The following is a 24,314-nucleotide window of genomic DNA, read 5'->3' as shown; positions in this document are numbered from 1 at the left end:
CTTAACCGTTTCAATACTGCAATTTTAATTGCTTTACTGATTAAAAACCAGCACTTTATAATCGTAAAATCACAATGGAATTTATTGTGAAAAATAAAGAACGAATATATACACAAAATGGTTTAGGCCTAAAAACATGTGTTTTTAGTACCTAAACCTTAATTGTTTTTCCCCGTTTTAAATCGGGAGTATAGCTTACTTAAGCTCTACCTCAGCTCCTGCTTCTTCTAAAGACTTCTTAAGACCTTCTGCCTCATCTTTAGAGATTGCTTCTTTTACTGGTGCTGGTGCGCTATCAACGATTTCTTTAGCTTCTTTTAATCCTAATCCAGTTAATTCTTTAACTAACTTTACAACTGCTAATTTAGAACCACCTGCTGCTTTTAAGATTACATCAAACTCAGTTTTTTCTTCAGCTGCATCTCCACCACCTGCTGCTGGACCTGCTACTGCTACAGCTGCTGCTGCTGGCTCAATACCATACTCTTCTTTTAAAATATCAGCTAATTCATTAACTTCTTTTACTGTTAAGTTAACTAATTGCTCTGCGAAATCTTTTAAATCTGCCATTTTAATTGTTTTTAAAAATTTTATTATTTTAGTTTATTAGTGCGCGAAATTATTTTTCTGATAATGTCTTTAAGATACCTGATAACTTACCACCACCTGATTGTAATGCTGAAACAACATTCTTAGCAGGAGATTGTAATAAGGTAATAATATCTCCAATAAGTTCTTCTTTAGACTTGATGTTAACAAGAGCGTCTAATTGGTCATCTCCAACATAAACTGCTTCTTCAACATACGCACCTTTTAATAAAGGTTTGTCTGATTTTTTTCTGAACTCTTTGATAACTTTTGCTGGTGCATTTGCAGCCTCAGCAATTAACATTGAAGTATTACCTTTTAATACGTCTGGTAACTCTCCGAAATCTTTATCAGAAGCTTCCATTGCTTTAGAAAGCAATGTATTTTTAACAACAGCCAATTGTACGTTAGCTTTGAAACAAGCTCTACGTAAGTTAGATGTAGTAGCTGCATCTAAACCAGAAATATCTGCTAAATAGATTGTGCTAGTATCTGCTAATTGTGCTGTTAAATCTTGTATTACTTGTGATTTTTCCTCTCTAGTCATAATTAAAAAGTTTTAACTGCCTTACGATACTGTTTTAACATCTACAGCAACACTAGGACTCATAGTAGAAGAGATAAAGATACTCTTAATATAAGTTCCTTTAGCCGCTGTTGGCTTTAATTTAATTAATGTTTGAATTAACTCGTTTGCATTTTCTGTAATCTTTGCAGCATCAAAAGATGCTTTTCCGATTGCAGCGTGTACAATACCAGTTTTATCTACTTTAAAGTCGATTTTACCAGCTTTTACTTCTTGTACTGCTTTTGCAACATCCATAGTTACTGTACCTGTTTTTGGGTTTGGCATTAAACCACGAGGACCTAAGACACGTCCTAAAGGACCTAATTTACCCATTACTGAAGGCATAGTAATAATAACGTCAACATCAGTCCATCCTCCTTTAATTTTTTGAAGGTACTCATCTAATCCAACATAATCAGCACCAGCTTCCTTAGCTTCTGCTTCTTTATCTGGAGTAACTAATGCTAAAACTTTTACATCTTTACCAGTTCCGTGAGGTAATGTTACAACTCCACGTACCATTTGATTAGCTTTACGAGGATCTACCCCTAAACGCACTGCTAAATCTACAGATGCATCAAATTTTACGTTTGTAATTTCTTTAACTAAAGCTGATGCTTCACTTAAATTATAAACTTTAGAGCTATCTATTTTAGCACGAGCCTCCGTTTGTTTTGTTTTTTAGTCAATCTTGCCATTTTCTAAATCTCTTTTAAGTTTATGCAGGAGCATCACCTGTTACTGTTAATCCCATAGAACGAGCTGTTCCGGCAATCATTTTCATTGCAGATTCTACTTCAAAGGCATTCATATCAGCCATTTTGTCTTCTGCAATTCCACGAATTTGATCCCAAGATACGCTTGCTACTTTCTTTCTATTAGGCTCACCTGAACCTTTCTTAATTTTGGCCGCTTCTAATAATTGTACCGCAGCTGGTGGAGTTTTTACAACAAACTCGAAAGATTTGTCTGTATAAACTGTAATAACAACAGGTAATACTTTACCTTGTTTGTCCTGTGTACGAGCATTAAACTGCTTACAGAACTCCATGATGTTAACACCGGCAGCACCTAAAGCGGGTCCAACTGGTGGCGACGGATTCGCAGCACCTCCCCTAACTTGTAGTTTTACTAATTTACTTACTTCTTTTGCCATTGTTTAAGATTTAACGATGTGCTTAAATTGGAAGCTTAAACACACCAAAATATAGGTGTAACAATTATATTTTCTCTACTTGCATGTAATTTAATTCTAATGGAGTTTTTCTTCCGAAAATCTTTACCATTACCTCTAATTTACGTTTTTCTTCATTAACCTTTTCAACAGTTCCATCGAATCCGTTGAAAGGTCCGTCAATTACTTTTACAGTTTCACCAACTGAATAAGGAATTGCAACGTTTTCATCTTTAACAGAAAGTTCATCAACCTTACCTAACATTCTGTTTACTTCTGATTTACGCATTGGTACTGGATCACCTCCTTTTGTTTCACCTAAAAAACCAATAACTCCAGTTACTGATTTGATTACGTGAGGAACCTCACCTGCTAAATTAGCTTCTACCATTACATAACCAGGAAAGTAAACTCTTTCTCTGTTCATCTTCTTTCCGTTTCGTACTTGAATAACTTTTTCAGTTGGAACGATTACTTGGTTTACATAATCAGACAACCCATGACGCGCTATTTCAGTCTCGATATAAGATTTAACCTTATTTTCTTGACCACCAATAGCTCTCACAACATACCATTTCATCACCGAATCAGCCATCATTAAAACATTTTAAAGAAGTTATCTAATCCTGTTTGAAAAACTTTATCTATTCCAGCTACTGCTAAAGCAAAAACAATAGTGAATACTGCTACTACCACTGTAGACTTTTGAGCTTCTTCGCGAGATGCCCAAGTCATATTGGTATTTAATTCTTCAAAAGAATCTTTAATATATTGTACAAAGTTACTCATATTTTATCCTTTTAACGAGTTGCAGTAAAACCACAACTCGTTTTTAATTTTTGCACGGGTTGAGAGACTCGAACTCCCGACACCTGGTTTTGGAGACCAGTGCTCTACCAACTGAGCTAAACCCGTATTTATAAAGGAGTCTCACCAATAAGGAGACTCCTTATAATTTATAATTAAACTGTAATTAGTCTAAAATTTCAGTTACCTGACCAGCTCCTACTGTTCTACCTCCTTCACGGATTGCGAACTGTAAACCAACGTTTAATGCGATTGGTTGGATTAAGTCTACGATGATAGTTAAGTTATCACCTGGCATTACCATCTCTACTCCTTCTGGTAAGTTGATGTTACCAGTTACGTCTGTTGTACGTACGTAGAACTGTGGACGGTAGTTGTTGTGGAATGGAGTGTGACGTCCACCTTCTTCTTTCTTTAAGATATATACCTCTGCTTTGAATTTAGCGTGTGGAGTAATAGAACCTGGCTTACAGATTACCATACCTCTTTTAATATCTTCTTTTGCAATACCTCTTAATAAGATACCTGCGTTATCTCCAGCCTCTCCTCTATCTAAGATTTGACGGAACATTTCGATACCAGTTACAGTAGAAGTTAACTTCTCGTCACCCATACCGATGATCTCTACAGGATCTCCAGTGTTAACGATACCAGTTTCGATACGTCCTGTTGCTACAGTACCACGACCAGTAATAGAGAATACATCTTCGATTGGCATTAAGAATGGCTTTTCAGTATCTCTTGGTGGCTCTTCAATCCAAGTATCAACAGCTTCCATTAATTCTAATACTGTATCAACCCACTTTTGCTCTCCGTTTAATGCACCTAAAGCAGAACCAGCGATTACAGGACCGTTATCTCCATCGTACTCATAGAAAGATAATAAGTCTCTTACTTCCATCTCTACTAATTCTAATAACTCCTCGTCATCAACCATATCAACTTTGTTTAAGAAAACAACGATACGTGGAATACCTACCTGACGACCTAATAAGATGTGCTCACGAGTTTGTGGCATTGGACCATCTGTAGCAGCTACTACTAAGATAGCACCATCCATTTGTGCAGCACCAGTTACCATGTTCTTTACGTAATCGGCGTGACCTGGACAGTCAACGTGTGCGTAGTGACGGTTAGCTGTTGCATACTCTACGTGAGAAGAGTTAATTGTAATACCTCTTTCTTTTTCTTCTGGAGCGTTATCGATTTGATCAAAAGCTCTTTGCTCAGAATATCCTGCATCTGCTAATACTTTAGTAATTGCAGCAGTTAAAGTAGTTTTACCGTGATCTACGTGACCAATAGTACCTACGTTTAAGTGCGGTTTCGAACGATCATAAGTTCCTTTTGCCATGATTATTAATTTTAATTCTTAGTTAAATATATTTAGTGTTATTTTAAAACTCTTGTCAAATAAACTCTAAAATAGAGCCAACAACGGGATTTGAACCCGTGACCTCATCCCTACCAAGGATGCGCTCTACCAACTGAGCTATGTCGGCAACGAATTTAGAGCGGGAGACCGGGTTCGAACCGGCGACATTCAGCTTGGAAGGCTGACGCTCTACCAACTGAGCTACTCCCGCAATTTTGCTTCTTAAGATTTTTGTGGGGAGAGCAGGATTCGAACCTGCGAAGTCGTAAGACAACGGAGTTACAGTCCGTCCCATTTGGCCGCTCTGGAATCTCCCCAAAAATCTTAAATCAAAATTTTAATGAACTTTTGTTCTTTTAGAGCCGATGGAGGGACTCGAACCCACGACCTGCTGATTACAAATCAGCTGCTCTAGCCAGCTGAGCTACATCGGCAATTGCTATAAAAAAACAATCCGCTATTTCTAACGGACTGCAAATGTAAAAAGTAATTTTTGATTTTTAAAACTTTTTTTAATTATTTTTTATTGTTTTTTTATACAAGAGCATCTTTCTTTTTTTCTTTAGACTTTTGCAACTGTCTTTTTAATGATTCTACCGACATACTAACTCCTTCTTCAAAAGTTTTGCATTGCTTTTTCACCATTAACTCATCTCCTGGTATATTGATTTTTACCTCTGTAATTTTATTCTCTTTTTCGCTCGTTTTTTGCACTTTTAAAAATACTTCTGCATCAACGATCTTATCATGAAACCTTTCTAATCCTCTTACTTTTTTCTCAATGTAATCTATTAACTTTTTGTCTGCTGAGAAATTTACTGATTGCGTGAATACCTTCATAATTCTTCGATCTTTTAGGTTGACTCTCTAGGATGAGCCTTATTATACACTTTTTTTATTTGTTCCAAGCTATTATGCGTATACACTTGGGTAGAGGCTAAACTTGAATGCCCTAGTAATTCTTTAACCGAATTTAACGACGCACCGTTATTTAGTAAATGCGTTGCAAAAGCGTGCCTTAAAATATGGGGGCTTTTTTTTGCTTTTGTCGACACCCTACTAAAGTACAAATTTATTATTCGGTAAACAAGAGTTTCATAAATTTTAACTCCCTTTTTGGTTACAAAAAGTGCTTCTTCATTTTCTATTTCATACGCTTTTTTTTCAGACAAATATTCTTCTAACGTTTTATAGACTGACGGCAAGATTGTTACATATCGTTCTTTATTTCTTTTCCCTAAAACTTTAATTGCTTTTTTAGAATGATCTACATCTTTCTCTTTAACATTTATTAACTCTATTCTTCTCATTCCTGTTGAATATAATAATTCAACAATTAATCGATCTCTTATCGATTCAAAATCGGAAGCTTCATTTAACAACTTCAACACCTCTTCTACTTCATTTTGATCGAATGGTGTTTGAATTTTCTTTTGAACTTTTAACGCTTTATGACTCGCTAACGGATTCGTTGTTACTTCACCTATTTTTTGCAAAAACTTATAAAAGGTCTTTAGTGAACTTACCTTTCTATTTACACTTCTATTAGATACACCACTATTCACCAAACTAACAATCCATGTTCGTATTTGGTTATAATGTATGTTTTCTAAATCTTCTTGATCAAATTCAACCGCACTAAAATCTTTAAATGCAATTAAATCTGTTTTGTATGCTTGTATAGTATGTTTCGAATAGTTTTTCTCAAACGCTAAGTATTCTAAAAAAGCTTCAATAAGCATATATCTTTCTTTTTATTAAAATGAAGGTACAAAAAAAACCTGTATTGAGATCAACACAGGTTTTTATACATTATAAGGATGATTACTATCCTACTTCTTCTTGAGTTCTTAACTTCTGAACGTAAGATGCTTTAATCATTTGAGCACGTTTAGCTACAGACGGCTTTGTAAATTGCTTTCTGTTACGTAATTGCTTCATCGTTTTTGTACGATCAAATTTACGCTTATAACGTTTTAACGCTCTATCGATATTCTCTCCTTCTTTAACTGGAATGATTAACATATTTTTGCACCTCCTTTCATTGTAGTTTTCTATATTTTAAAATCTTTTGATAAAACACAGTATATCAGAAGATTATATTATTTTTAATTTATTTGGACGGCAAAGATACAAAGTATTGGTTTAAAACCAACTATTTTTAAATTTCTTTTCATAAAAAAAATCCTGTTATCAAAAACAGGATTCTTATTTAGTATTATTTAACCAACTTAGGTTGCTGGCTTGTATTCTTTTTTGTCTATTACCATTTTTGCAATGCGAGGACGCATTTTCGCAAAAATGATAATCAACAACATTACGTAGCTGGCTTATATTCTTTCTTATCTATTACCATTTTTGCGATAATCTCTTTTAAGATTTCAGAAGTTCCTCCACCAATTGGTCCTAAACGGCTATCACGAAGTAAACGCGCCATAGGATATTCTTCCATATAACCATAACCTCCTAACAATTGCAATGCATCGTAAATTACCTCATCTGCCATTTTAGTTGACAGTAATTTACTCATACTCGCTTCTTTCACCACATAAACACCATCGTTTAATCTTTTTGCAATAGAGTAATTATATTCTTTACACATATCTACTCTACTTGACATTTCAGCAACTTTATGACGTAAGGCTTGGAATTTATCTAAGGTTTTACCAAACGCTTGACGCTCACTCATGTATTGCACAGCATAATCAACAGCGTATTCTGCACGTGCATGCGCGTTGATTCCCATAATTAATCTTTCTAACGCAAAGTGTTGCATGATATATGGAAATCCTTTCCCTTCTTCTCCCATTAAGTTTTCAGCAGGAATTACCACATTATCAAAAGCGATTTCAGCAGTATCAGAAGCTCTCCAACCTAATTTATCTAATTTAGTTGATGAAATTCCTGGAGTATCTCTATCAACCATAAAAATACTCATTCCTTTATGTTTATCTTCAGGATTTGTTTTGGCAGCCACTACCAAATAATCAGAATACACTCCATTTGTAATAAATGTTTTTGATCCATTAAGCACATAAGTATCTCCTTTTTTAATTGCTGTAGTTCGCATTCCAGCCACATCACTTCCACCAAAAGGTTCAGTAATACATAAACACCCTATTTTATCTCCTTCAATACTTGGTGTTAAGTATTCTCTTTTAATACGATCGTCTCCTTCTTTATTTACGTGTGTCATCGCTAAGTAAGCATGCGCCCACATATTAGCTGCGAAACCACCTGAATTCACTTTTTGTAATTCTTCTAAAAAGATTACTGTATAAAAAAGGTCTAAACCTAATCCTCCGTATTCTTCTGGTTGATTTAAACCAAAGTATCCCATTTCACCGAATTTCTTCCAAATAAAACGTTCAACAGTTCCTTCTTTTTCCCATTTATCTATATGCGGAACAACCTCTTTTTGTAAAAAATCTTTAAAACTTTGACGAAAAGACTCGTGCTCTTCAGTAAAATACATACTGTTCATTCGTTCTCTAATTGTTTGTTGTTTGTTATTTTGCTTCCAAATATATAACTATTCTATCGTATTTGTCTAGTGGAAAATCTTTAATATTTCTTAATTCTGAAATATTTTGAAGCTCAGCCACCTCATCTCTATACTCAAAAATCTTTTTACATAGCTCATAATCTATATATGGATTTTTCAGTACTTCCTTAAAAGTAGCTGTGTTTACATTCACTTTTGCTATAATTGGTTTATCTACAATTTTGAATGTTTCTAGAACCTCGTTAGCAGTTTCTTTACTCAACCCCCAAACTTCATACAATTGAGACGAAAGCGAATATCCTTGTAATTTATTTCGGTATTTTATAATTCTTGTAGCAAGCACTTCTCCTACTCCACTAACAGTTTCAAAATCTTGTTGCGTAGCTTTATTAATATCGTTGGTGGAGGTTTTATATACCTTGCTATATATAGGCTTTTCAGAAGAACTCGTTTTAGTAACTTTATTTTTCTTTTGATTTTGTCTTTTCACTACCCAATCTGGAAATTTAAAGTATGGAGAAATTATAGCCAACAAACTATCAGAAATCTTTGTTACTTCTTTAAAGTCTTTAACTGAGTTAATCCATTTATTTTGCTTTCTATAATTATGCAATCTATCGATTTCCTCTGCCGACATCCCTAGCTGATAACCTTTGAAGTCTGTTATATAATTTGGATTAAATGGAAACAACTTCGGTTTCCTGTTTTCTAGCTCTATTTGCTTTAAACTATCTATTTGGTATTGAAAAGCTATTAATTCATCTGTTGTAGTGTTTTGCTCATCTTCCGAAGAAAAATCAACAAAAGCATAAATGAATTGTAAGACGACAATTACCGCCAACAAAAAGAAAACCCCATTTCGTTGGCGTTTGTTATACCAGAAATGGGGTTTAAATATTTTCATTTTTTTTAGTTTTTAATCTTCAATTGCTTCCTTTTTAAGGTTAATAGCATCTAGATATCTTTTTAATTGCTTTTTAACCACTGGCATTAACAAGTATAAACCTACCATATTTGGGAACACCATTGCAAAAATCATTGCATCTGAGAAATCCCAAATAGATTTCATACTAGCCGCAGCACCAATTACCACGAAAGTTAAGAATAAAAATTTATATGTTAAATCCGCTTTTTTTCCTCTACCGAATAAAAACTTCCAAGATTGTAACCCGTAGTAAGACCATGAAATCATAGTTGACACAGCGAATAATACTACTGCTACTGTTAAAAATACATTTGAAAAAGGAATATAAGCTGCAAATGCTTTTGATGTAATTCCTGCTCCTTCGTAAGCTACACCATCAATAAATACAGATCCAGAACCATCTCCTCCGTATTCGAATGCTCCTCCGAAGTTAAACATGATAATTACTAAAGCTGTCATTGTACAAATTAATACCGTGTCAATAAATGGCTCTAATAAGGCTACTAAACCTTCAGAAGCTGAATATTTTGTTTTTACTGCTGAATGCGCAATTGAAGCAGAACCTGCTCCTGCTTCATTTGAGAAAGCTGCTCTTTTGAACCCTACTAATAACACACCAATAACACCACCAACTCCAATTGCCGTTGGGTTAAATGCTTCGGCAAGAATTAAAGAGATAGCATCATCAATTAAAGAAAAGTTACTAAAAATAATATACAAACATGCTAATACGTAAAGCACCGCCATAAACGGAACTACTTTTTCTGTTACCGAAGCAATTCTTTTAATTCCTCCAATAATGATAATTCCTACTAAAGCTGCTAACACTAAACCTATTATAGCTCCTGCTGCTGTACTTTCTAACCCTAATAACTCTTTAATTACAATTGTTGCTTGATTAGATTGTGCTGCGTTACCACCACCAAAAGATCCTCCAATACAGAACACCGCAAATGCAGCTGCTGCAATTTTACCTAAGGTTGCATATCCTTTTTCTTTTAATCCTTTTGATAAATAATACATAGGACCTCCATATACTGTACCGTCTTTCCCTACATCACGATAGTGAACCCCTAAAGTACATTCAACAAATTTTGTTGACATACCTAATAAACCACAAATAATCATCCAGAAAGTTGCTCCTGGACCTCCTAAAGCAATTGCCAATGCAACCCCTGCTATATTACCATTACCTACTGTACCCGAAACAGCTGTTGCCAATGCTTGGAAATGCGATACTTCTCCTTCATGACTCTCATCTCTTATCGTATCTTTTATATCTCCATCAATTTCTAAATCGCTATGTATGCTTTCAATATTTTCTATATGCTCTTCGATATCATCTACATTGTTCATATCAACTCCTTGAGCTATACCATCTTCTCCATACAATAATTGCGCTCCATGCTTCTCTATATCTTCATATTTACCTCTAACAACATTGATTGCTGTAAAAAAGTGGCGAATGTTAGGAAACCCAAAATAAACCGTAAAAAAAGCGGCACTTGCCACTAACAAAATCAATACAAAAGGGGTTCCAAATACTGGAAAGAAAATTACACTACTAAAGAAATCTGATATAGGTTTAAATGCTTCATCAATTTGTTGATCCAAACCTTTTTCTTGTGCAAATGTGAACATCGGCGTTATCAAAAACAGCAATGCAAGTAATCTTTTATTCATAATGTAAGTATTAGATTTTTTGATTTAGTAGCCCGCAATATCATAAAAAAATGAACTTACGACAAGTTTTAATCGTTAAATATGAAGATAAGATTAGTTTTTCTTTAAATTTTTGTAAAACCCTACTTAAACCACTAATCGTGTATTGGCTTTATTTTGAAGATATCCTCAGCTTTACTGGTTTTAAAACCCTTAAATAAAAGCACCAAAACCCCTACAAACTTTAAGATTTTTATAAAACAAAAAAGAATGTACTTTTATTTAGTTTTTCGCAACTATTTTGACAGAAAATTAGAAAAAACCATTCACCTCTTTTTAAAATAGCTTTCTTAAAGTATTTATTTGTTCTGGTCGACCTAAAACAATAAGATTTCCTCCTGCTTCTAGCTTTACTTCTGCTTCAGGATTTATAATATACTCCTTACTTGGTGTACGGTAACCGATAACGGTACATCCGGTCTTTTTACGAAGATCTAAATCTAAAATTGTTTTATCTAAGTATTTTTCTGGCAAATCATTAATGGCTACTTCTTCTAAGTTTGCTGTAGTTTCTCCTTCAATAGTTAATCTATCTACAAACTCAATTACATCTGGAGTTACTACTAAAGATGCCATATGCGAGCCTCCCAACTTATCGGGCATAATCACATTATCAGCCCCTGCAATTTTTAACTTATTGTAAGACGTTTCTTTCGAGGCTCTACTTATAATTTTACAATCTTTATTTAACTGTTTTGCTGTTAATACTACAAATAAATTATCGGCGTCTGAAGGTAATGCTGTAATTAAATTATCGGCATTCATTATACCCGCTCTCAATAAAGTTTCGTCAAGCGTAGCATCTCCTTCAATTGTTAACACCCCTTTTTCATCTAACTGTTTAACGATTCCTTCATACTTTTCAACCACAACTATTTGTTTTTTATAACTTTTTAATTTCGAAATAGCTTGTCTTCCATTTCTCCCATAACCACAAACAATAGTGTGTCCTTGTAATTCTTCTATTTTTTTTTGCACTTTTTTTACTTTTATTTGATGAAAAAATTGCCCACTGATTAAATATTCTGAAAACGATGAAACTGCATAACCAATAACAAATAAACTCGATATTATTAAACCTATGGTAAAGAGTTTTTCTCCTACTCCGAACGGATGCACTTCTCCGAATCCGATGGTACTTATTGTAATAGTAGTCATGTAAAGTGCATCGACAAACGAATATCCAAAAAGCAGGATATACCCCAACACACCAAGCGCCACTATTGACGAGGAAAGAATAATTGCTCTATATAACCTTGATTGAAATACGGTGTTTGTCATAAATCAAAACACGCCATGGTTAAGTACAACCCAAATGACAAACCTACAGTAACAAATGATATATAAATAAAAAATAAACGAACATTAGTAGCTCGCATACCTAAACGATCTGCAAATCGTGAAGACACATTAAATCCGTGTCGTTCAAAAAAATGTCGTACAGAATGGATAAATTTCATTTATTAATTAAGTTTTATTCGCAATATACTATTTTCAGTTTATTTGTTGATAATCGCTGCTTCAAAATAAATTTGGTTTTGGTAACTTTGCTGTTTTTGGTAAAATCCTCACTTTGAAAGAACAAGAATACATAGAAGTTTACGGAGCTCGAGCTCATAATTTAAAGAATATTGATGTTAAAATTCCTCGTGAAAAGCTAGTTGTGATTACTGGTTTAAGCGGAAGTGGGAAATCTTCTTTAGCTTTCGACACCATTTATGCTGAAGGACAACGTCGATATATCGAAACATTTTCCGCCTATGCACGTCAGTTTTTAGGGGGATTAGAGCGTCCTGATGTTGATAAAATAGATGGTTTATCTCCCGTAATTTCTATTGAACAAAAGACGACTAATAAAAGTCCACGTTCTACTGTAGGTACCATTACCGAAATTTACGATTTCCTGCGTTTATTATTTTCTCGTGCAGCAGATGCCTACTCATACAATACAGGAGAGAAAATGGTAAGTTATTCTGACGAGCAGATCAAAGAATTGATTTTAAAAGATTTTGATGGTAAACGCATTGCAATTCTTGCTCCTTTAATCAAATCTAGAAAAGGGCATTATCGTGAGTTGTTCGAGCAAATTTCTAAGCAAGGATTTGTACGTGTGCGTGTCGATGGAGAAATTAGAGAGATTGAAAAAGGCATGAAACTCGATCGTTACAAAACCCACGATATTGAAGTGGTTATTGATCGTTTGGTTGTAAATGACACTGCTGAAAAACGCCTAGAAGAAACTATTAAAACAGCTTTATATACAGGTGATAACATCTTAATGGTAATTGATGTTGATGATGAAAAACCGCGTTATTTCAGTCGAGAATTAATGTGTCCTACTACAGGAATTGCTTATCCAAACCCTGAACCTAATACTTTTTCTTTCAACTCTCCTAAAGGAGCTTGTACACATTGTAATGGATTGGGTATTACCAACGAAATAAACAACCAAAAAGTAATTCCCGATGATAACATTTCTATTAAAAACGGAGGAATTGTTCCGTTAGGAGAACAAAAAAATAGCTGGATTTTTAAACAGCTTCAAACTATCGCTGAACGTTATAATTTCAAATTAACCGATCCTATAAAAAGCATTCCAAAAGAAGCTATGGAAGTTATTTTACATGGTGGAAAGGAAAAATTTGAAATTCAGTCAAAAGCCGCAGGAGTTACTAGAAACTACGAGATCGACTTTGAAGGCATCATCGCTTTTATTGAAAATCAATATAACAATTCTGAAAGTACTTCTATCAAACGTTGGGCTAAAGATTTTATGGATGAAGTTACTTGTTCTGTATGTGAAGGAAAACGTTTGAAGAAAGAAGCCCTTCATTTTAAAATCACTGATAAAAACATCAGCGATTTAGCTCATATGGATGTACTGGAATTAGCTAGCTGGTTTCAAAAAGTTGATAAAGAACTTTCGGAAAAACAACTAACAATTGCCGCTGAAATTTTAAAAGAAATCCGTACACGAATTCAATTTTTATTAGATGTTGGTTTGGATTATTTGACTTTGGACAGAACATCAAAGTCACTTTCAGGTGGTGAAGCACAACGTATTCGATTAGCAACACAAATTGGTTCTCAATTAGTCGGGGTACTTTATATTTTAGATGAACCAAGTATTGGTTTACATCAACGTGACAATCAGAAATTAATCGATTCTTTAATTAAACTTCGTGATGTTGGAAACTCTGTTTTAGTAGTCGAACACGATGAAGACATGATTAAAAATGCTGATTTTGTCTTAGATATCGGTCCAGGTGCAGGACGACATGGTGGTGAAATTGTAAGTGAAGGTACTTTTGAAGATTTAAAAAGTCACGATACACTTACAGCAGATTACCTATCTAAAAGAAAAGAAATAAAGGTTCCTAAAAAACGTCGTGAAGGAAACGGAAATAGTATTAAACTATCAGGAGCTTCTGGAAACAACTTAAAAAATGTTTCTGTTGAATTCCCTTTAGGAAAAATGATTTGTGTAACAGGTGTTTCTGGTAGTGGAAAATCTACTTTAATTAACGAAACCCTCTACCCTATTTTAAATTCTCATATTTATCGAGCGGTAAAAAAGCCAATGCCTTACAAGAAAATTGAAGGGCTAGAACATATTGATAAAGTAATTGATATCGACCAATCTCCTATTGGAAGAACACCTCGATCTAATCCTGCTACTTATACAGGTGTGTTTAGCGAAATTAGAAGCTTATTTGCTAAAACTCCTGAAGCATCTATTCGTGGTTACAAACCTGGAAGATTTAGCTTCAATGTAAAAGGTGGGCGTTGTGAAACTTGTCAAGGAGGAGGTGTTCGAGTTATAGAAATGAATTTCTTACCCGATGTTCATGTAGAATGTGAAACCTGTCAAGGGAAACGTTTTAATAGAGAAACCTTAGAAATTCGCTACAAAGGAAAGTCAATTTCTGATGTATTAGATATGACTATTAACGAAGCTACCGAATTTTTTGAACACATTCCTAAAATACACCGTAAGTTAAAAACAATTAAAGATGTTGGTTTAGGATATATCACACTAGGACAACAATCTACCACACTTTCTGGTGGAGAAGCGCAACGTATTAAATTAGCTTCAGAATTATCAAAAAGAGATACCGGAAACACCTTTTATATTTTAGATGAACCAACTACTGGATTACACTTTGAAGATATCCGCGTTTTAATGGAAGTACTAAACAAATTAGCCAACAAAGGAAATACCGTATTAATTATTGAGCATAATTTAGATGTCATAAAACTTGCCGATTATATTATTGACATCGGTATGGAAGGTGGGAAAAAAGGTGGAAAAGTACTGACTTCGGGAACTCCAGAAGAAGTTGCTAAACACAAAACAAGTTATACTGCCAAATTCTTAAAGAAAGAACTAAACTAAAAACCCAAGGTATGATGAAGAATTATTTTTACATTCTAATACTTTTTACCTCAATTGCATGTAATACCAAAAGACAAGAGGTTAAAATAGAAAATAAAAAAGAGCAAATTTCTATCGGTGAAGTAGCTACCTTGCATTCTTATATTTTAAATGAAGACAGAAATTTAAACATTTATTTACCTCTTGGTTATCATCCTGATTCAACTAGAACCTATAATACTATTTATTTGTTAGACGGCTCTAAAGAAGAGGATTTTAAACACATTGCTGGACTGGTTCAGTTTATGCAATTATCAACTCAAATGCAACCCACCATTGTTGTAGGTGTTGGAAATATTGATAGAAATAGAGATTTTACACACCCTAGTAAAGATAGTTTAGATACTAAAGATTTTCCTACCCATGGAGGCTCAGAGAAATTCATTCGTTTTTTAAAGGAAGAAGCACAACCATACATCAATAAAAACTATAAAACCAGTAATCATACAACATTAATCGGTCAATCGTTAGGAGGTTTATTAGCTACAGAAATTTTACTAAAAAACCCAAGTATGTTTAACGATTATATCATTGTTAGTCCGTCGTTATGGTGGAACGAATACCGAATGCTAAAAAACATTGATAGTTTGTTAAACAATCAGCAGTTTTCTAATCCAAACGTGTTTTTATCTGTTGGAAAAGAGCATCCTGCTATGAATGAAATTGCCGATGATTTAGCTGAAAAGTTAACTAGTAAGAGTGACATCAACTGTATTTACAAACCAGATTATGATGAAGATCATGCTACCATATTGCATCCTGCAGTACACGAAGCATTTAAAACACTTTATAAAAAAGAACAATAAATATATTTTTCAAGCACCACACTACAACTACCTTTTAGGTAGTTTTTTTCTTTTACCTTTTTTCTATTGTTAAAAACCGCTAAATTAGCAGGCTTGCTAAAATTTAAATTTTTAGCAAATAATTTGTTATTTAATATAAAAAGTAGAAGAATTATGACTCCGAATGATGACAGAAAAATTAGAGAAAAACTACAACAAAAAACTTGGAACGAAATAAAAACAAACGATTCTTGGGCAATTTTTAAAATTATGTCTGAGTTTGTTGATGGCTATGAAAAACTTAGTAAAATAGGACCTTGTGTATCTATTTTTGGTTCTGCCCGTACAAAAACAGACGACCCATATTATAAACTAGCCGAAGAAGTAGCTTTTAAACTAACACAAAGTGGATTTGGAGTTATTACCGGTGGTGGACCAGGTATTATGGAAGCTGGTAACAAAGGAGCTCATCGCGGTAAAGGAACTTCGGTAGGTTTAAATATCGAATTACCTTTTGAACAACATGACAACCCTTGGATTGATAGCGATAAAAACTTAGAATTCGATTACTTTTTTGTTCGTAAAGTAATGTTTGTAAAATATTCACAAGGTTTTGTAGTGATGCCTGGTGGTTTTGGTACGATGGATGAACTTTTTGAAGCAATCACTCTTATTCAAACCAACAAAATTGGTCGTTTCCCAATTGTTTTAGTAGGTAAAAAATTCTGGGGTGGTTTATTAGACTGGATTAAAAACACCTTAATAGAAGAAGGAAACATTAGCGAAAAAGACCTGAACCTGTTTAGAGTCGTTGATACCGCTGATGAAGCCGTAGAACACTTCAATAAATTCTATGCTAAATATCAGTTGAAACCTAATTTCTAAAAATAATTATCTTTAAAGCTCGTTGAATTCACATCGAGCTTTTTTATTTAATGCTGAAAAAAAAAATATCCCTTTTTATAACTTTTGTCTCTTTGTGCTGTGTTCATCTACTAGCGCAAGAAAACAGTATTGAAATAAAAGCAAGACTAGATGTAGATGACGATCTTATTCATATTGATCAAAAAATAATTTATTTCAACACTTCTACCTCAAGTATATCTGAATTATATCTACACAATTGGGGAAATAGTTTTACTGACAACAACACTCCTTTAGCAAAGCGTTTTATTGAAGATTATAAAAATGACTTTTACTTTTCTAAAGATCAAGACAAAGGGTTTAGCTACATAAAAAACGTAGCCGTTAACAATAAACGAGTTGTTTTTAAAGAGAAAAAAAAGCATCCTGATATTGTTAAAATAAACCTTGACGAAGAACTAAAACCGAACGATAGTTTAATTATAAACACTTCCTATTTTGTAAAAATTCCGAATGCTAAATACACAGGATACGGAAAAACAAAAACAGGCTATCATTTACGTTTTTGGTATGTAACTCCTGCTATTTTTGATGGAGAATGGCACCTCATGAGCAACATAAATTTAGATGATTTATACGAAAACCTTTCTAGCTATAACATTTCTATTGAAGTTCCTAAAAATTACTTTGTTGAGAGCAACTTGTATCAATATAAAACCGAACAAAAAGATGTTACCAATTACTATTTAGTTGGCGGAAAAAAGAAAGATATTATATTACACATAGACTCTCTTAAAACATTCAAATCTTTCAAAATAAAAGATAAAGAAATAAAAACAGATGCTTATTTAAAGAGTATTCCTAACAAGGAAACAACTAAGATTATAGACAGACAAATACAATTTATTGAAAATTTTATAGGGAAACATCCGCACCCCGAAATTCTTGTTGATGCTCGTACAGTAAGCAAAAACTCATTGCATGAAATTTACGGTCTTCCAAAGTGGTTAAAACCATTTCCTAACAACTTTAGATGGGAAACCGGATTTTTTAAAGCACTTGTTCAAAAATATTTTGACGATGTTATTATTCAAAATACCCGAAAAGATTATTGGTTAACTGATGGCTTACAAACCTTTTTGATGATGGAGTACGTTAAAAAATATTATCCCGACATCACTATTTTAGGTAAATATTCTAACTACTGGCCTATTAAATCGTATAATATTTCTCAATTAAAGCAAAATGATAAATATGCGCTTGTTTATCAATTTAGCTCTCGTAAATTTTACGATCAACCTTTAACTACAGCTAGCGACTCGCTTTCTAACTTCAATAGAAAGGTAGTTAGCAAGTATAAAGCTGGTCTTGGTTTTAAATATCTTCAAAACTTTGTTGGAGACAGTATTTTAAAAAAATCTGTAAAAGAGTTCTACATAAAACATCAACTTAAACCTTCAAACAGTAGTGATTTCGCTAATATACTTCAAAAAAACACCTCTAAAGATTTACAGTGGTTCTTTGGAGATTATATTACCACTGACAAAAAAATAGATTATAAAATAAATAAGGTTACTTTTTCTGAAAACAAAGATTCTTTATACGTTACTATTAAAAACAAAAGTGATTTCAGCGCTCCTGTGGCTTTGTATGGAATTCAAAAAAAAGACATTGAATTTAAAACTTGGGTAACCGATGTTGATTCAACCAAAACCGTAAAAATTAAAAGAGGTGATTTTAAAAAGCTTGCATTAAACTATGAAAATAGCTACCCTGAATTTAATTCATTAGATAATTTTAGAAATGTAAATAACAATCTTATCAACAAACCGCTTCAATTTCGTTTTTTCAAAGATTTTGAAAACCCTTATTATAATCAGCTATTTTATTATCCCGATTTTAAATACAATTTATATGACGGATTAATACTTGGGGTTAATATTAATAACAGATCAATCGTCAATCGAAACTTTGAATTCAGCATCACTCCAAACTACAGTACTAAGAGTCAAAATTTAACAGGTTCATTCGTTGTTGCCTACAATCATTTTCTTAAAAGCCCTGACTTATATAAAATACGCTACGGAATTGGTGGTAGTAATTTTCATTACGCCCCAGAGCTTGGTTACAACACTCTAACTCCCTTTGTTAGTTTTCAGTTTAGGCGAAACACCCTTCGTGATATTGGGGCAAAATCTTTTACTGTTCGACTTGTAAGTGTTAATAAAGAAATTCCGTCAGGTGAAATTAAAAGTGATAAAGACAAATACAATATTTTTAATTTACGTTACATTAACAATAAGTTTGATGCTGTAAAAAGAATCCGCTTTGCTGCCAATGCAGAAATAAATTCAAGTTTTAGTAAAATATCAACAGATCTTCGTTACAGAAAATTTTTTACTGCAGATGAAAGTTATGAAATTCGATTTTTTGGCGGACTTTTTGTGTCCAATAAAACAGAAGGAAATTATTTTAGCTTCGGATTAAACCGCGGAAACGATTATTTATTTGAACAAAATTTATTTGGACGTTCTGAAAACGAAGGAATTTTCAGCCAACAGTTTGTAGTTGGTCAAGGAGGTTTTAAATCGAAATTTAACACTCCCTCATTTGCCAATCAATTTATAACCTCAGTAAACACCAGCGTAAGCGTTTGGAAGTGGGCCGAAATTTACAATGATGTTGCCATGTTGAAAAACAAAAATGATGCTCCTAAGTTTTTTTATGAAAATGGTATTCGTTTAAACTTCCTTCCTGATATTTTTGAATTTTATCTTCCAATATACACAAACGAAGGATTTGAAGTTACCAAAGAAGCTTATCCTTCAAAAATTAGGTTTATCATCACGACTGATATTGATCAGATTTATAACTTTGTTAGAAGAGGTATATTATAGATACTTCAATATTTTTTGATTTTTCGCTTTATTTTTGAAAAATATGCAATGAAAAGAGAAATTTTTAAATTTCAACTAAAAAACCTATCTTTGTAACCATACCTAAATTAGATGATTATGATGCAAAATACCGAAATAGTTAATACTCAACAGCTTTCTTTTGAAGATTTTAAAAACGAAGTTTTAAACGACTATAGAATTGCTCGTATTAGTCGAGAATGTAGTTTATTAGGACGTAGAGAAGTTTTAACGGGTAAAGCTAAATTTGGGATTTTCGGTGATGGTAAAGAAGTACCTCAATTAGCTATGGCTAAAGCCTTTCAAAATGGAGATTTTCGTTCGGGTTATTACCGCGATCAAACCTTTATGATGGCTATTGGAGAATTAACTCCACAACAATTTTTTGCTGGTTTATATGCTCATACTGATATTGATGTTGAGCCGATGTCAGCAGGTCGTCAAATGGGAGGTCATTTTGCAACCCATTCTTTAGATGAAAATGGAGATTGGAAAAACTTAACAGCTCAAAAAAATTCATCATCTGACATCTCTCCTACTGCAGGTCAAATGCCTCGTTTGTTAGGATTGGCACAAGCATCTAAAATTTACAGAAACGTTGAAGGATTAGAAAAACACACTAATTTTTCAATCAACGGAAACGAAGTTGCTTGGGGCACCATTGGTAATGCTAGTACAAGTGAAGGATTGTTTTTTGAAACAATCAACGCAGCTGGTGTTTTACAAGTTCCGATGGTGATGAATGTTTGGGATGATGAGTACGGAATTTCAGTACACGCACGTCATCAAACTACCAAAGAAAGCATTTCTGAAATTTTAAAAGGATTCCAACGTGAAAACGAAAGTAACGGGTATGAAATCTTTGTAGTAAATGGATGGGATTATGTTCAGCTAATCGACACTTATAACAAAGCTTCTCAAATTGCAAGAGAGCAACATATTCCTGTATTAATTCATGTAAAAGAATTAACGCAACCTCAAGGACACTCTACTTCTGGTTCTCACGAACGTTACAAATCGAAAGAGCGTTTACAATGGGAGCAAGAATTTGATTGTATTGCTCAAATGCGTAAATGGATTTTAGAGTTTGAATTAGAAAATGAAGACGGAGAAACTTTAAAATTTATTGATTCTGAAGAAGATTTAATCAATATTGAAAAAGAAGCTAAAAAAGAAGTAAGTAAAGCTAAACGTGATGCTTGGAGTGCTTATACTAATGAAATTAAAGCAGAAGTTGCTGAAGCTATTACTTTATTAGATACTATCGCTGAAAAGAGCAACAACGGATCTTTCATTACAAAATACAAAAACGATTTAGCTGCTATTGCAGAACCTATTAGAAAAGATATTTTAGTAGCTGCTCGTAAAACGTTACGTTATTTAAGAGATGAAAATCTTGCTGAAAAAACTACTTTACAAAACTTTATTAAAACTTCAATTGATAAAGCTGCTGTAAAATATTCTTCTCATTTATTAAGTGAAACTGAATTAGCTACTGAAAATGTTCCTGCTGAAGCTCCAACCTATGCTTCAGAAAAAAATATGGTAGATGCACGTATTATTATGCGTGATAATTTTGATGCAATTTTGGCAAAACACCCAGAGGTATTAATCTTTGGAGAGGATGCAGGTTATATTGGAGATGTAAACCAAGGATTAGAAGGTTTACAAGAGAAGTTTGGTGAATTACGTGTTTCTGATACTGGAATTCGTGAAGCTACCATTTTAGGTCAAGGTATTGGTATGGCTATGCGTGGTTTACGTCCGATTGCTGAAATTCAATATTTAGATTATTTACTGTACGCTTTACAAATTATGAGTGACGATTTAGCTACGTTACGTTACCGTACTTTTGGTAAGCAAAAAGCACCGTTAATTATTCGTACCCGTGGGCATCGTTTAGAAGGAATTTGGCATTCTGGTTCTCCAATGGGTGGAATTATCAATAATGTAAGAGGTATTCACGTATTGGTTCCTCGTAACATGACCAAAGCTGCCGGATTCTATAATACTTTATTAGAAGGTGACGATCCTGCTTTAGTAGTAGAGTGTTTAAACGGATACCGTTTAAAAGAAGAATTACCTACCAACTTAGGAGATTTTAAAACTCCTATTGGTGTTGTTGAAACTATAAAAGAGGGAAGCGATATTACTATTGTTTCTTATGGTTCTACCTTACGAATTGTGGAAGAAGCTGCTAAAGATTTAGCTCAAGTGGGTATTGATGTAGAAATTGTAGATGCACAAAGTTTATTACCTTTCGACATCAATCATGATACAGTTAAATCGGTTGCTAAAACGAATCGTTTGTTAGTAGTTGACGAAGATGTTCCTGGAGGAGCTTCAGCATATTTATTACAAGAAATTGTTGAAAACCAAAATGGATACAAACATTTAGATAGCAAACCTCAAACCTTAACAGCAAAAGCACACAGACCTGCTTATGGTACTGACGGAGATTATTTCTCTAAACCTTCTGCTGAAGATATTTTTGAAAAAGTATACGAAATTATGCACGAGGTAAATCCTGCAAAATTTAAGAGTTTATACTAACACTTCGCTTTTAGATAAAAGAATATAGATGAGTCTCGTGAGTTTACATTCACGAGATTTTTTATTTACGCAACAAGCTATTTCCTATAGCGCATTGTAAACATTTTTGCTTTGTGCAATAGTTATTTTTTAACTCTAACAAAGCTTGTGTTTCAAAAGCATTTTTCCCTTTAATTTTTAACTCAGAAAACTTACTAACAATAGAGTTTTTCTCTGATTTTAATTGTTGCATTAATTGCAATAATTGTTCTTCATTTACTGCTCCTCTTTCTTGTTCATACACAAATTTTAAAGGTATTATCGTATTGATGACCAATAAATCAACAAACGATTTAGTTAATCTTTTCGGTGATTTTTTTGAAGTGGTTTCAAACGTATAATGTGTTTTCCAAAAATCATTCACTTCCACCGAAAACAACATATAAAAATCTTGTAAACGAGAGACTTCTACTATTTGAGAAAATAAATGCTGATGCCTGAAATACAAAGCAACCAACTGAGCTATTCGAATCGTTGGAAAATTGTTCGGACGCATTCTAAAAAATTGAAATCGGTTTTTTGTTAAAGGCTGTAACTGATGTTTATGCTGTAAGTATTTATACTCATTTTGCAGTTGTGTATAATAACCATCTTCAACTTCGTCTTCTAAAAATCCTGATTGTCCAAATAATAAAGCGGATAGTTGCTCTTCCTGAAACCGAACTTTTCGCAATACAGAAAAATCAAAAGAATTAGACATATCAAAAAAAGCTTCTCCATTAACTTTTAATCCAAAGTTTTTGGCGAGTAGTTTGAATAATACAGCTTCATAATCATTATTTGATTTCACCAACAATTCTTTGATAAAAACAGCTTTATTTTCTAATCGTTCAAAATACAGTCGTTCCAACCAATTATTCAACAAAAAAGAATCTACTTCTACTATTTGCTTTTCACAGGGAATCCATCGTTGTTCTTTTGAAAATAATTTCTGGTAATTTACCAATACTTCTTTTTGAACAAACTTTTCCAGTTCTAAAGTAGGCAAAGGAAGATTATTTTTCATAAAAACATCAGCATCATAACTCCACACCACATGTAAAATTATCGCATCGTAATTTGTGTCTTCTTCATGATGATGCGCATACCAATCAGATGATTTTAAATGAATCTCTATATTTCCAATCCATAACTGACCATCAATTTTTAATTGTGCATTTAAAAAATCAGGACCGGTATTGGTATTATAAATTCCTGAATTAACAATCTCAATAGATTCTTCTTTAGTCGATTTTAAATCTGTTGTACTGAACAGCTTGTATTTCCACAAAAAATGTAAAAACTCTTCTTTCATAAACTTCCTTTTTCTCCATGAATTTACAAAATATTTTTATGGCATTATCAATTTTTATTATCCAAAGTATTTTATAACAATGTCCTATTCAACTATTTTTGCCGAATAAGAAAATTAAACCACATGAATAGTATAGAAAATTTACAATGGCGTTATGCTGTTAAAAAATTTGACGAACATAAATTTCTTTCCAAAGAACAAATCAATATTTTAAAAGAAGCTTTTAACTTAACTGCAACTTCATACGGATTACAACCTGTAAAAATGGTTGTGGTAAAAAACAAAGATTTACAGCAACAATTAGTAGCGCATTCTTGGAACCAACTTCAGGTTGTACAAGCTTCGCATTTACTAGTACTTTGTATTCCTAAAGAATTGACTTCTGAACACGTTGAAAGCTACTTTAAATTAGTAAAAGACACAAGAAACACACCAGACGAAATTTTAAATCCGTTTAAAGAATTTTTAGTAAATGACATTGCTAACAAACCCAAAGAAATTCTTACCTCTTGGATGAAAAATCAAGCCTATATCGCTTTAGGAAATCTTATGACCGTAGCTGCAAACGAAAAGATTGACAGTTGCCCTATGGAAGGTTTTAACCCAGTAAAATATGATGAAATTTTAGGTTTAAATAAGCTAAACTTAAATTCGGTTTTAGTTTTACCCGTTGGTTTTAGAGCTGAAGACGATTATATGAAAGACTTAAAAAAAGTTCGAAGAAAAACCGAAGAAGTGGTTATTGAACTTTCTTAGATAATCTAA

At 33.2% G+C, this 24,314-nt stretch carries 22 protein-coding genes and 5 tRNA genes; 6 read left to right on the top strand and 21 right to left on the bottom strand.

The features are described from left to right. Positions 1-195: 195 nt before the first annotated feature. The 20 genes from rplL to OU788_RS01965 all read right to left on the bottom strand — a co-directional run bounded on the left by rplL (position 196) and on the right by OU788_RS01965 (position 12,124). Entirely contained in the window at positions 196-570 is a 375-nt protein-coding gene (rplL, locus tag OU788_RS02060; protein ID WP_028892878.1) for a 50S ribosomal protein L7/L12, read from the bottom strand. 49 nt (positions 571-619) lie between these two features. Then, entirely contained in the window at positions 620-1,135 is a 516-nt protein-coding gene (rplJ, locus tag OU788_RS02055) for a 50S ribosomal protein L10 (protein WP_274633618.1), read from the bottom strand. Between the two features lie 21 nt (positions 1,136-1,156). After that, complete coding sequence (gene rplA / locus OU788_RS02050) at positions 1,157-1,807, bottom strand: 50S ribosomal protein L1 (RefSeq protein WP_446751471.1); 651 nt, start codon at positions 1,805-1,807, stop codon at positions 1,157-1,159. A gap of 67 nt (positions 1,808-1,874) precedes the next feature. After that, positions 1,875-2,312: a 50S ribosomal protein L11 gene (gene rplK / locus OU788_RS02045; protein WP_274633617.1), complete on the bottom strand. Its 438-nt coding sequence runs from the start codon at positions 2,310-2,312 to the stop codon at positions 1,875-1,877. A 64-nt stretch (positions 2,313-2,376) separates the two neighbouring features. Further along, entirely contained in the window at positions 2,377-2,925 is a 549-nt protein-coding gene (gene nusG / locus OU788_RS02040) for a transcription termination/antitermination protein NusG (RefSeq protein ID WP_274633636.1), read from the bottom strand. Between the two features lie 2 nt (positions 2,926-2,927). Continuing rightward, the gene (gene secE / locus OU788_RS02035; protein WP_274633616.1) at positions 2,928-3,119 is read right to left on the bottom strand and encodes a preprotein translocase subunit SecE; all 192 of its coding nucleotides are present in this window, start codon (positions 3,117-3,119) and stop codon (positions 2,928-2,930) included. A gap of 53 nt (positions 3,120-3,172) precedes the next feature. Next, positions 3,173-3,245 (bottom strand) — tRNA-Trp (locus OU788_RS02030). 58 nt (positions 3,246-3,303) lie between these two features. Next, on the bottom strand, positions 3,304-4,491 hold the full coding sequence (tuf, locus tag OU788_RS02025; RefSeq protein ID WP_274633615.1) for an elongation factor Tu: 1,188 nt from the start codon (positions 4,489-4,491) through the stop codon (positions 3,304-3,306). Positions 4,492-4,566: 75 nt separating this feature from the next. Next, positions 4,567-4,639, bottom strand: a tRNA-Thr gene (locus tag OU788_RS02020). Positions 4,640-4,650: 11 nt separating this feature from the next. After that, a tRNA-Gly gene (locus tag OU788_RS02015) sits at positions 4,651-4,723 on the bottom strand. 23 nt (positions 4,724-4,746) lie between these two features. Further along, positions 4,747-4,829 (bottom strand) — tRNA-Tyr (locus OU788_RS02010). A 43-nt stretch (positions 4,830-4,872) separates the two neighbouring features. After that, positions 4,873-4,946 (bottom strand) — tRNA-Thr (locus OU788_RS02005). A 100-nt stretch (positions 4,947-5,046) separates the two neighbouring features. Further along, positions 5,047-5,352 (bottom strand): ribosome hibernation-promoting factor, HPF/YfiA family, encoded by a 306-nt coding sequence (gene hpf / locus OU788_RS02000; protein ID WP_274633614.1) that lies wholly within the window; start codon positions 5,350-5,352, stop codon positions 5,047-5,049. A gap of 14 nt (positions 5,353-5,366) precedes the next feature. After that, positions 5,367-6,254 (bottom strand): tyrosine-type recombinase/integrase, encoded by an 888-nt coding sequence (locus OU788_RS01995; protein WP_274633613.1) that lies wholly within the window; start codon positions 6,252-6,254, stop codon positions 5,367-5,369. A gap of 85 nt (positions 6,255-6,339) precedes the next feature. Beyond that, on the bottom strand, positions 6,340-6,537 hold the full coding sequence (gene rpsU / locus OU788_RS01990; protein WP_274633612.1) for a 30S ribosomal protein S21: 198 nt from the start codon (positions 6,535-6,537) through the stop codon (positions 6,340-6,342). A gap of 292 nt (positions 6,538-6,829) precedes the next feature. After that, the gene (locus tag OU788_RS01985) at positions 6,830-7,996 is read right to left on the bottom strand and encodes an acyl-CoA dehydrogenase family protein (protein WP_274633611.1); all 1,167 of its coding nucleotides are present in this window, start codon (positions 7,994-7,996) and stop codon (positions 6,830-6,832) included. A gap of 25 nt (positions 7,997-8,021) precedes the next feature. After that, entirely contained in the window at positions 8,022-8,921 is a 900-nt protein-coding gene (locus tag OU788_RS01980) for a ComEA family DNA-binding protein (RefSeq protein WP_274633610.1), read from the bottom strand. Between the two features lie 12 nt (positions 8,922-8,933). After that, positions 8,934-10,625 (bottom strand): alanine/glycine:cation symporter family protein, encoded by a 1,692-nt coding sequence (locus OU788_RS01975; protein ID WP_274633609.1) that lies wholly within the window; start codon positions 10,623-10,625, stop codon positions 8,934-8,936. Positions 10,626-10,940: 315 nt separating this feature from the next. After that, entirely contained in the window at positions 10,941-11,945 is a 1,005-nt protein-coding gene (locus OU788_RS01970; RefSeq protein ID WP_274633608.1) for a potassium channel family protein, read from the bottom strand. Continuing rightward, positions 11,942-12,124: a PspC domain-containing protein gene (locus OU788_RS01965; protein ID WP_274633607.1), complete on the bottom strand. Its 183-nt coding sequence runs from the start codon at positions 12,122-12,124 to the stop codon at positions 11,942-11,944. The genes OU788_RS01970 and OU788_RS01965 overlap by 4 nt, the downstream gene beginning before the upstream one ends. 113 nt (positions 12,125-12,237) lie before the next feature. Here OU788_RS01965 and uvrA point away from each other — a divergent pair, with 113 nt between their 5' ends. The 5 genes from uvrA to OU788_RS01940 all read left to right on the top strand — a co-directional run bounded on the left by uvrA (position 12,238) and on the right by OU788_RS01940 (position 22,216). Then, complete coding sequence (uvrA, locus tag OU788_RS01960; RefSeq protein WP_274633606.1) at positions 12,238-15,060, top strand: excinuclease ABC subunit UvrA; 2,823 nt, start codon at positions 12,238-12,240, stop codon at positions 15,058-15,060. 11 nt (positions 15,061-15,071) lie between these two features. Beyond that, positions 15,072-15,905, top strand: coding sequence for an alpha/beta hydrolase (locus OU788_RS01955; protein ID WP_274633605.1), 834 nt, complete (start codon positions 15,072-15,074; stop codon positions 15,903-15,905). Between the two features lie 153 nt (positions 15,906-16,058). Next, complete coding sequence (locus tag OU788_RS01950) at positions 16,059-16,769, top strand: LOG family protein (protein ID WP_274633635.1); 711 nt, start codon at positions 16,059-16,061, stop codon at positions 16,767-16,769. A 92-nt stretch (positions 16,770-16,861) separates the two neighbouring features. After that, complete coding sequence (locus OU788_RS01945; protein ID WP_274633604.1) at positions 16,862-19,645, top strand: aminopeptidase; 2,784 nt, start codon at positions 16,862-16,864, stop codon at positions 19,643-19,645. 117 nt (positions 19,646-19,762) lie between these two features. Continuing rightward, entirely contained in the window at positions 19,763-22,216 is a 2,454-nt protein-coding gene (locus OU788_RS01940) for an alpha-ketoacid dehydrogenase subunit alpha/beta (RefSeq protein WP_274633603.1), read from the top strand. 61 nt (positions 22,217-22,277) lie between these two features. On the opposite strand, the gene OU788_RS01935 is transcribed toward OU788_RS01940, so the two are convergent. Continuing rightward, positions 22,278-23,549, bottom strand: coding sequence for a DUF2851 family protein (locus OU788_RS01935; protein WP_274633602.1), 1,272 nt, complete (start codon positions 23,547-23,549; stop codon positions 22,278-22,280). 123 nt (positions 23,550-23,672) lie between these two features. Between OU788_RS01935 and OU788_RS01930 the strand changes: the two genes are divergently transcribed. Further along, the gene (locus OU788_RS01930; RefSeq protein ID WP_274633601.1) at positions 23,673-24,305 is read left to right on the top strand and encodes an NAD(P)H-dependent oxidoreductase; all 633 of its coding nucleotides are present in this window, start codon (positions 23,673-23,675) and stop codon (positions 24,303-24,305) included. Positions 24,306-24,314 lie beyond the last annotated feature (9 nt).

It is taken from the genome of Tenacibaculum sp. L6 (genome assembly GCF_028823685.1).
Classification (GTDB): Bacteria; Bacteroidota; Bacteroidia; order Flavobacteriales; family Flavobacteriaceae; genus Polaribacter.
Note: the sequence above shows the minus strand (reverse complement) of the source record. Positions and strands in the feature narration are given on the sequence as shown.

Coding starts and splice junctions, on each gene's coding strand:
- OU788_RS01955 (WP_274633605.1), top strand. CDS start 15,072: ATGATGAAGAATTATTTTTACATTCTAATACTTTTTACCTCAATTGCA.
- rplJ (WP_274633618.1), bottom strand. CDS start 1,135: ATGACTAGAGAGGAAAAATCACAAGTAATACAAGATTTAACAGCACAA.
- hpf (WP_274633614.1), bottom strand. CDS start 5,352: ATGAAGGTATTCACGCAATCAGTAAATTTCTCAGCAGACAAAAAGTTA.
- OU788_RS01995 (WP_274633613.1), bottom strand. CDS start 6,254: ATGCTTATTGAAGCTTTTTTAGAATACTTAGCGTTTGAGAAAAACTAT.
- OU788_RS01970 (WP_274633608.1), bottom strand. CDS start 11,945: ATGACAAACACCGTATTTCAATCAAGGTTATATAGAGCAATTATTCTT.
- OU788_RS01980 (WP_274633610.1), bottom strand. CDS start 8,921: ATGAAAATATTTAAACCCCATTTCTGGTATAACAAACGCCAACGAAAT.
- rplK (WP_274633617.1), bottom strand. CDS start 2,312: ATGGCAAAAGAAGTAAGTAAATTAGTAAAACTACAAGTTAGGGGAGGT.
- OU788_RS01940 (WP_274633603.1), top strand. CDS start 19,763: ATGATGCAAAATACCGAAATAGTTAATACTCAACAGCTTTCTTTTGAA.
- OU788_RS01965 (WP_274633607.1), bottom strand. CDS start 12,124: ATGAAATTTATCCATTCTGTACGACATTTTTTTGAACGACACGGATTT.
- rplL (WP_028892878.1), bottom strand. CDS start 570: ATGGCAGATTTAAAAGATTTCGCAGAGCAATTAGTTAACTTAACAGTA.
- OU788_RS01985 (WP_274633611.1), bottom strand. CDS start 7,996: ATGAACAGTATGTATTTTACTGAAGAGCACGAGTCTTTTCGTCAAAGT.
- secE (WP_274633616.1), bottom strand. CDS start 3,119: ATGAGTAACTTTGTACAATATATTAAAGATTCTTTTGAAGAATTAAAT.
- rpsU (WP_274633612.1), bottom strand. CDS start 6,537: ATGTTAATCATTCCAGTTAAAGAAGGAGAGAATATCGATAGAGCGTTA.
- OU788_RS01930 (WP_274633601.1), top strand. CDS start 23,673: ATGAATAGTATAGAAAATTTACAATGGCGTTATGCTGTTAAAAAATTT.
- OU788_RS01975 (WP_274633609.1), bottom strand. CDS start 10,625: ATGAATAAAAGATTACTTGCATTGCTGTTTTTGATAACGCCGATGTTC.
- tuf (WP_274633615.1), bottom strand. CDS start 4,491: ATGGCAAAAGGAACTTATGATCGTTCGAAACCGCACTTAAACGTAGGT.
- OU788_RS01950 (WP_274633635.1), top strand. CDS start 16,059: ATGACTCCGAATGATGACAGAAAAATTAGAGAAAAACTACAACAAAAA.
- OU788_RS01935 (WP_274633602.1), bottom strand. CDS start 23,549: ATGAAAGAAGAGTTTTTACATTTTTTGTGGAAATACAAGCTGTTCAGT.
- nusG (WP_274633636.1), bottom strand. CDS start 2,925: ATGGCTGATTCGGTGATGAAATGGTATGTTGTGAGAGCTATTGGTGGT.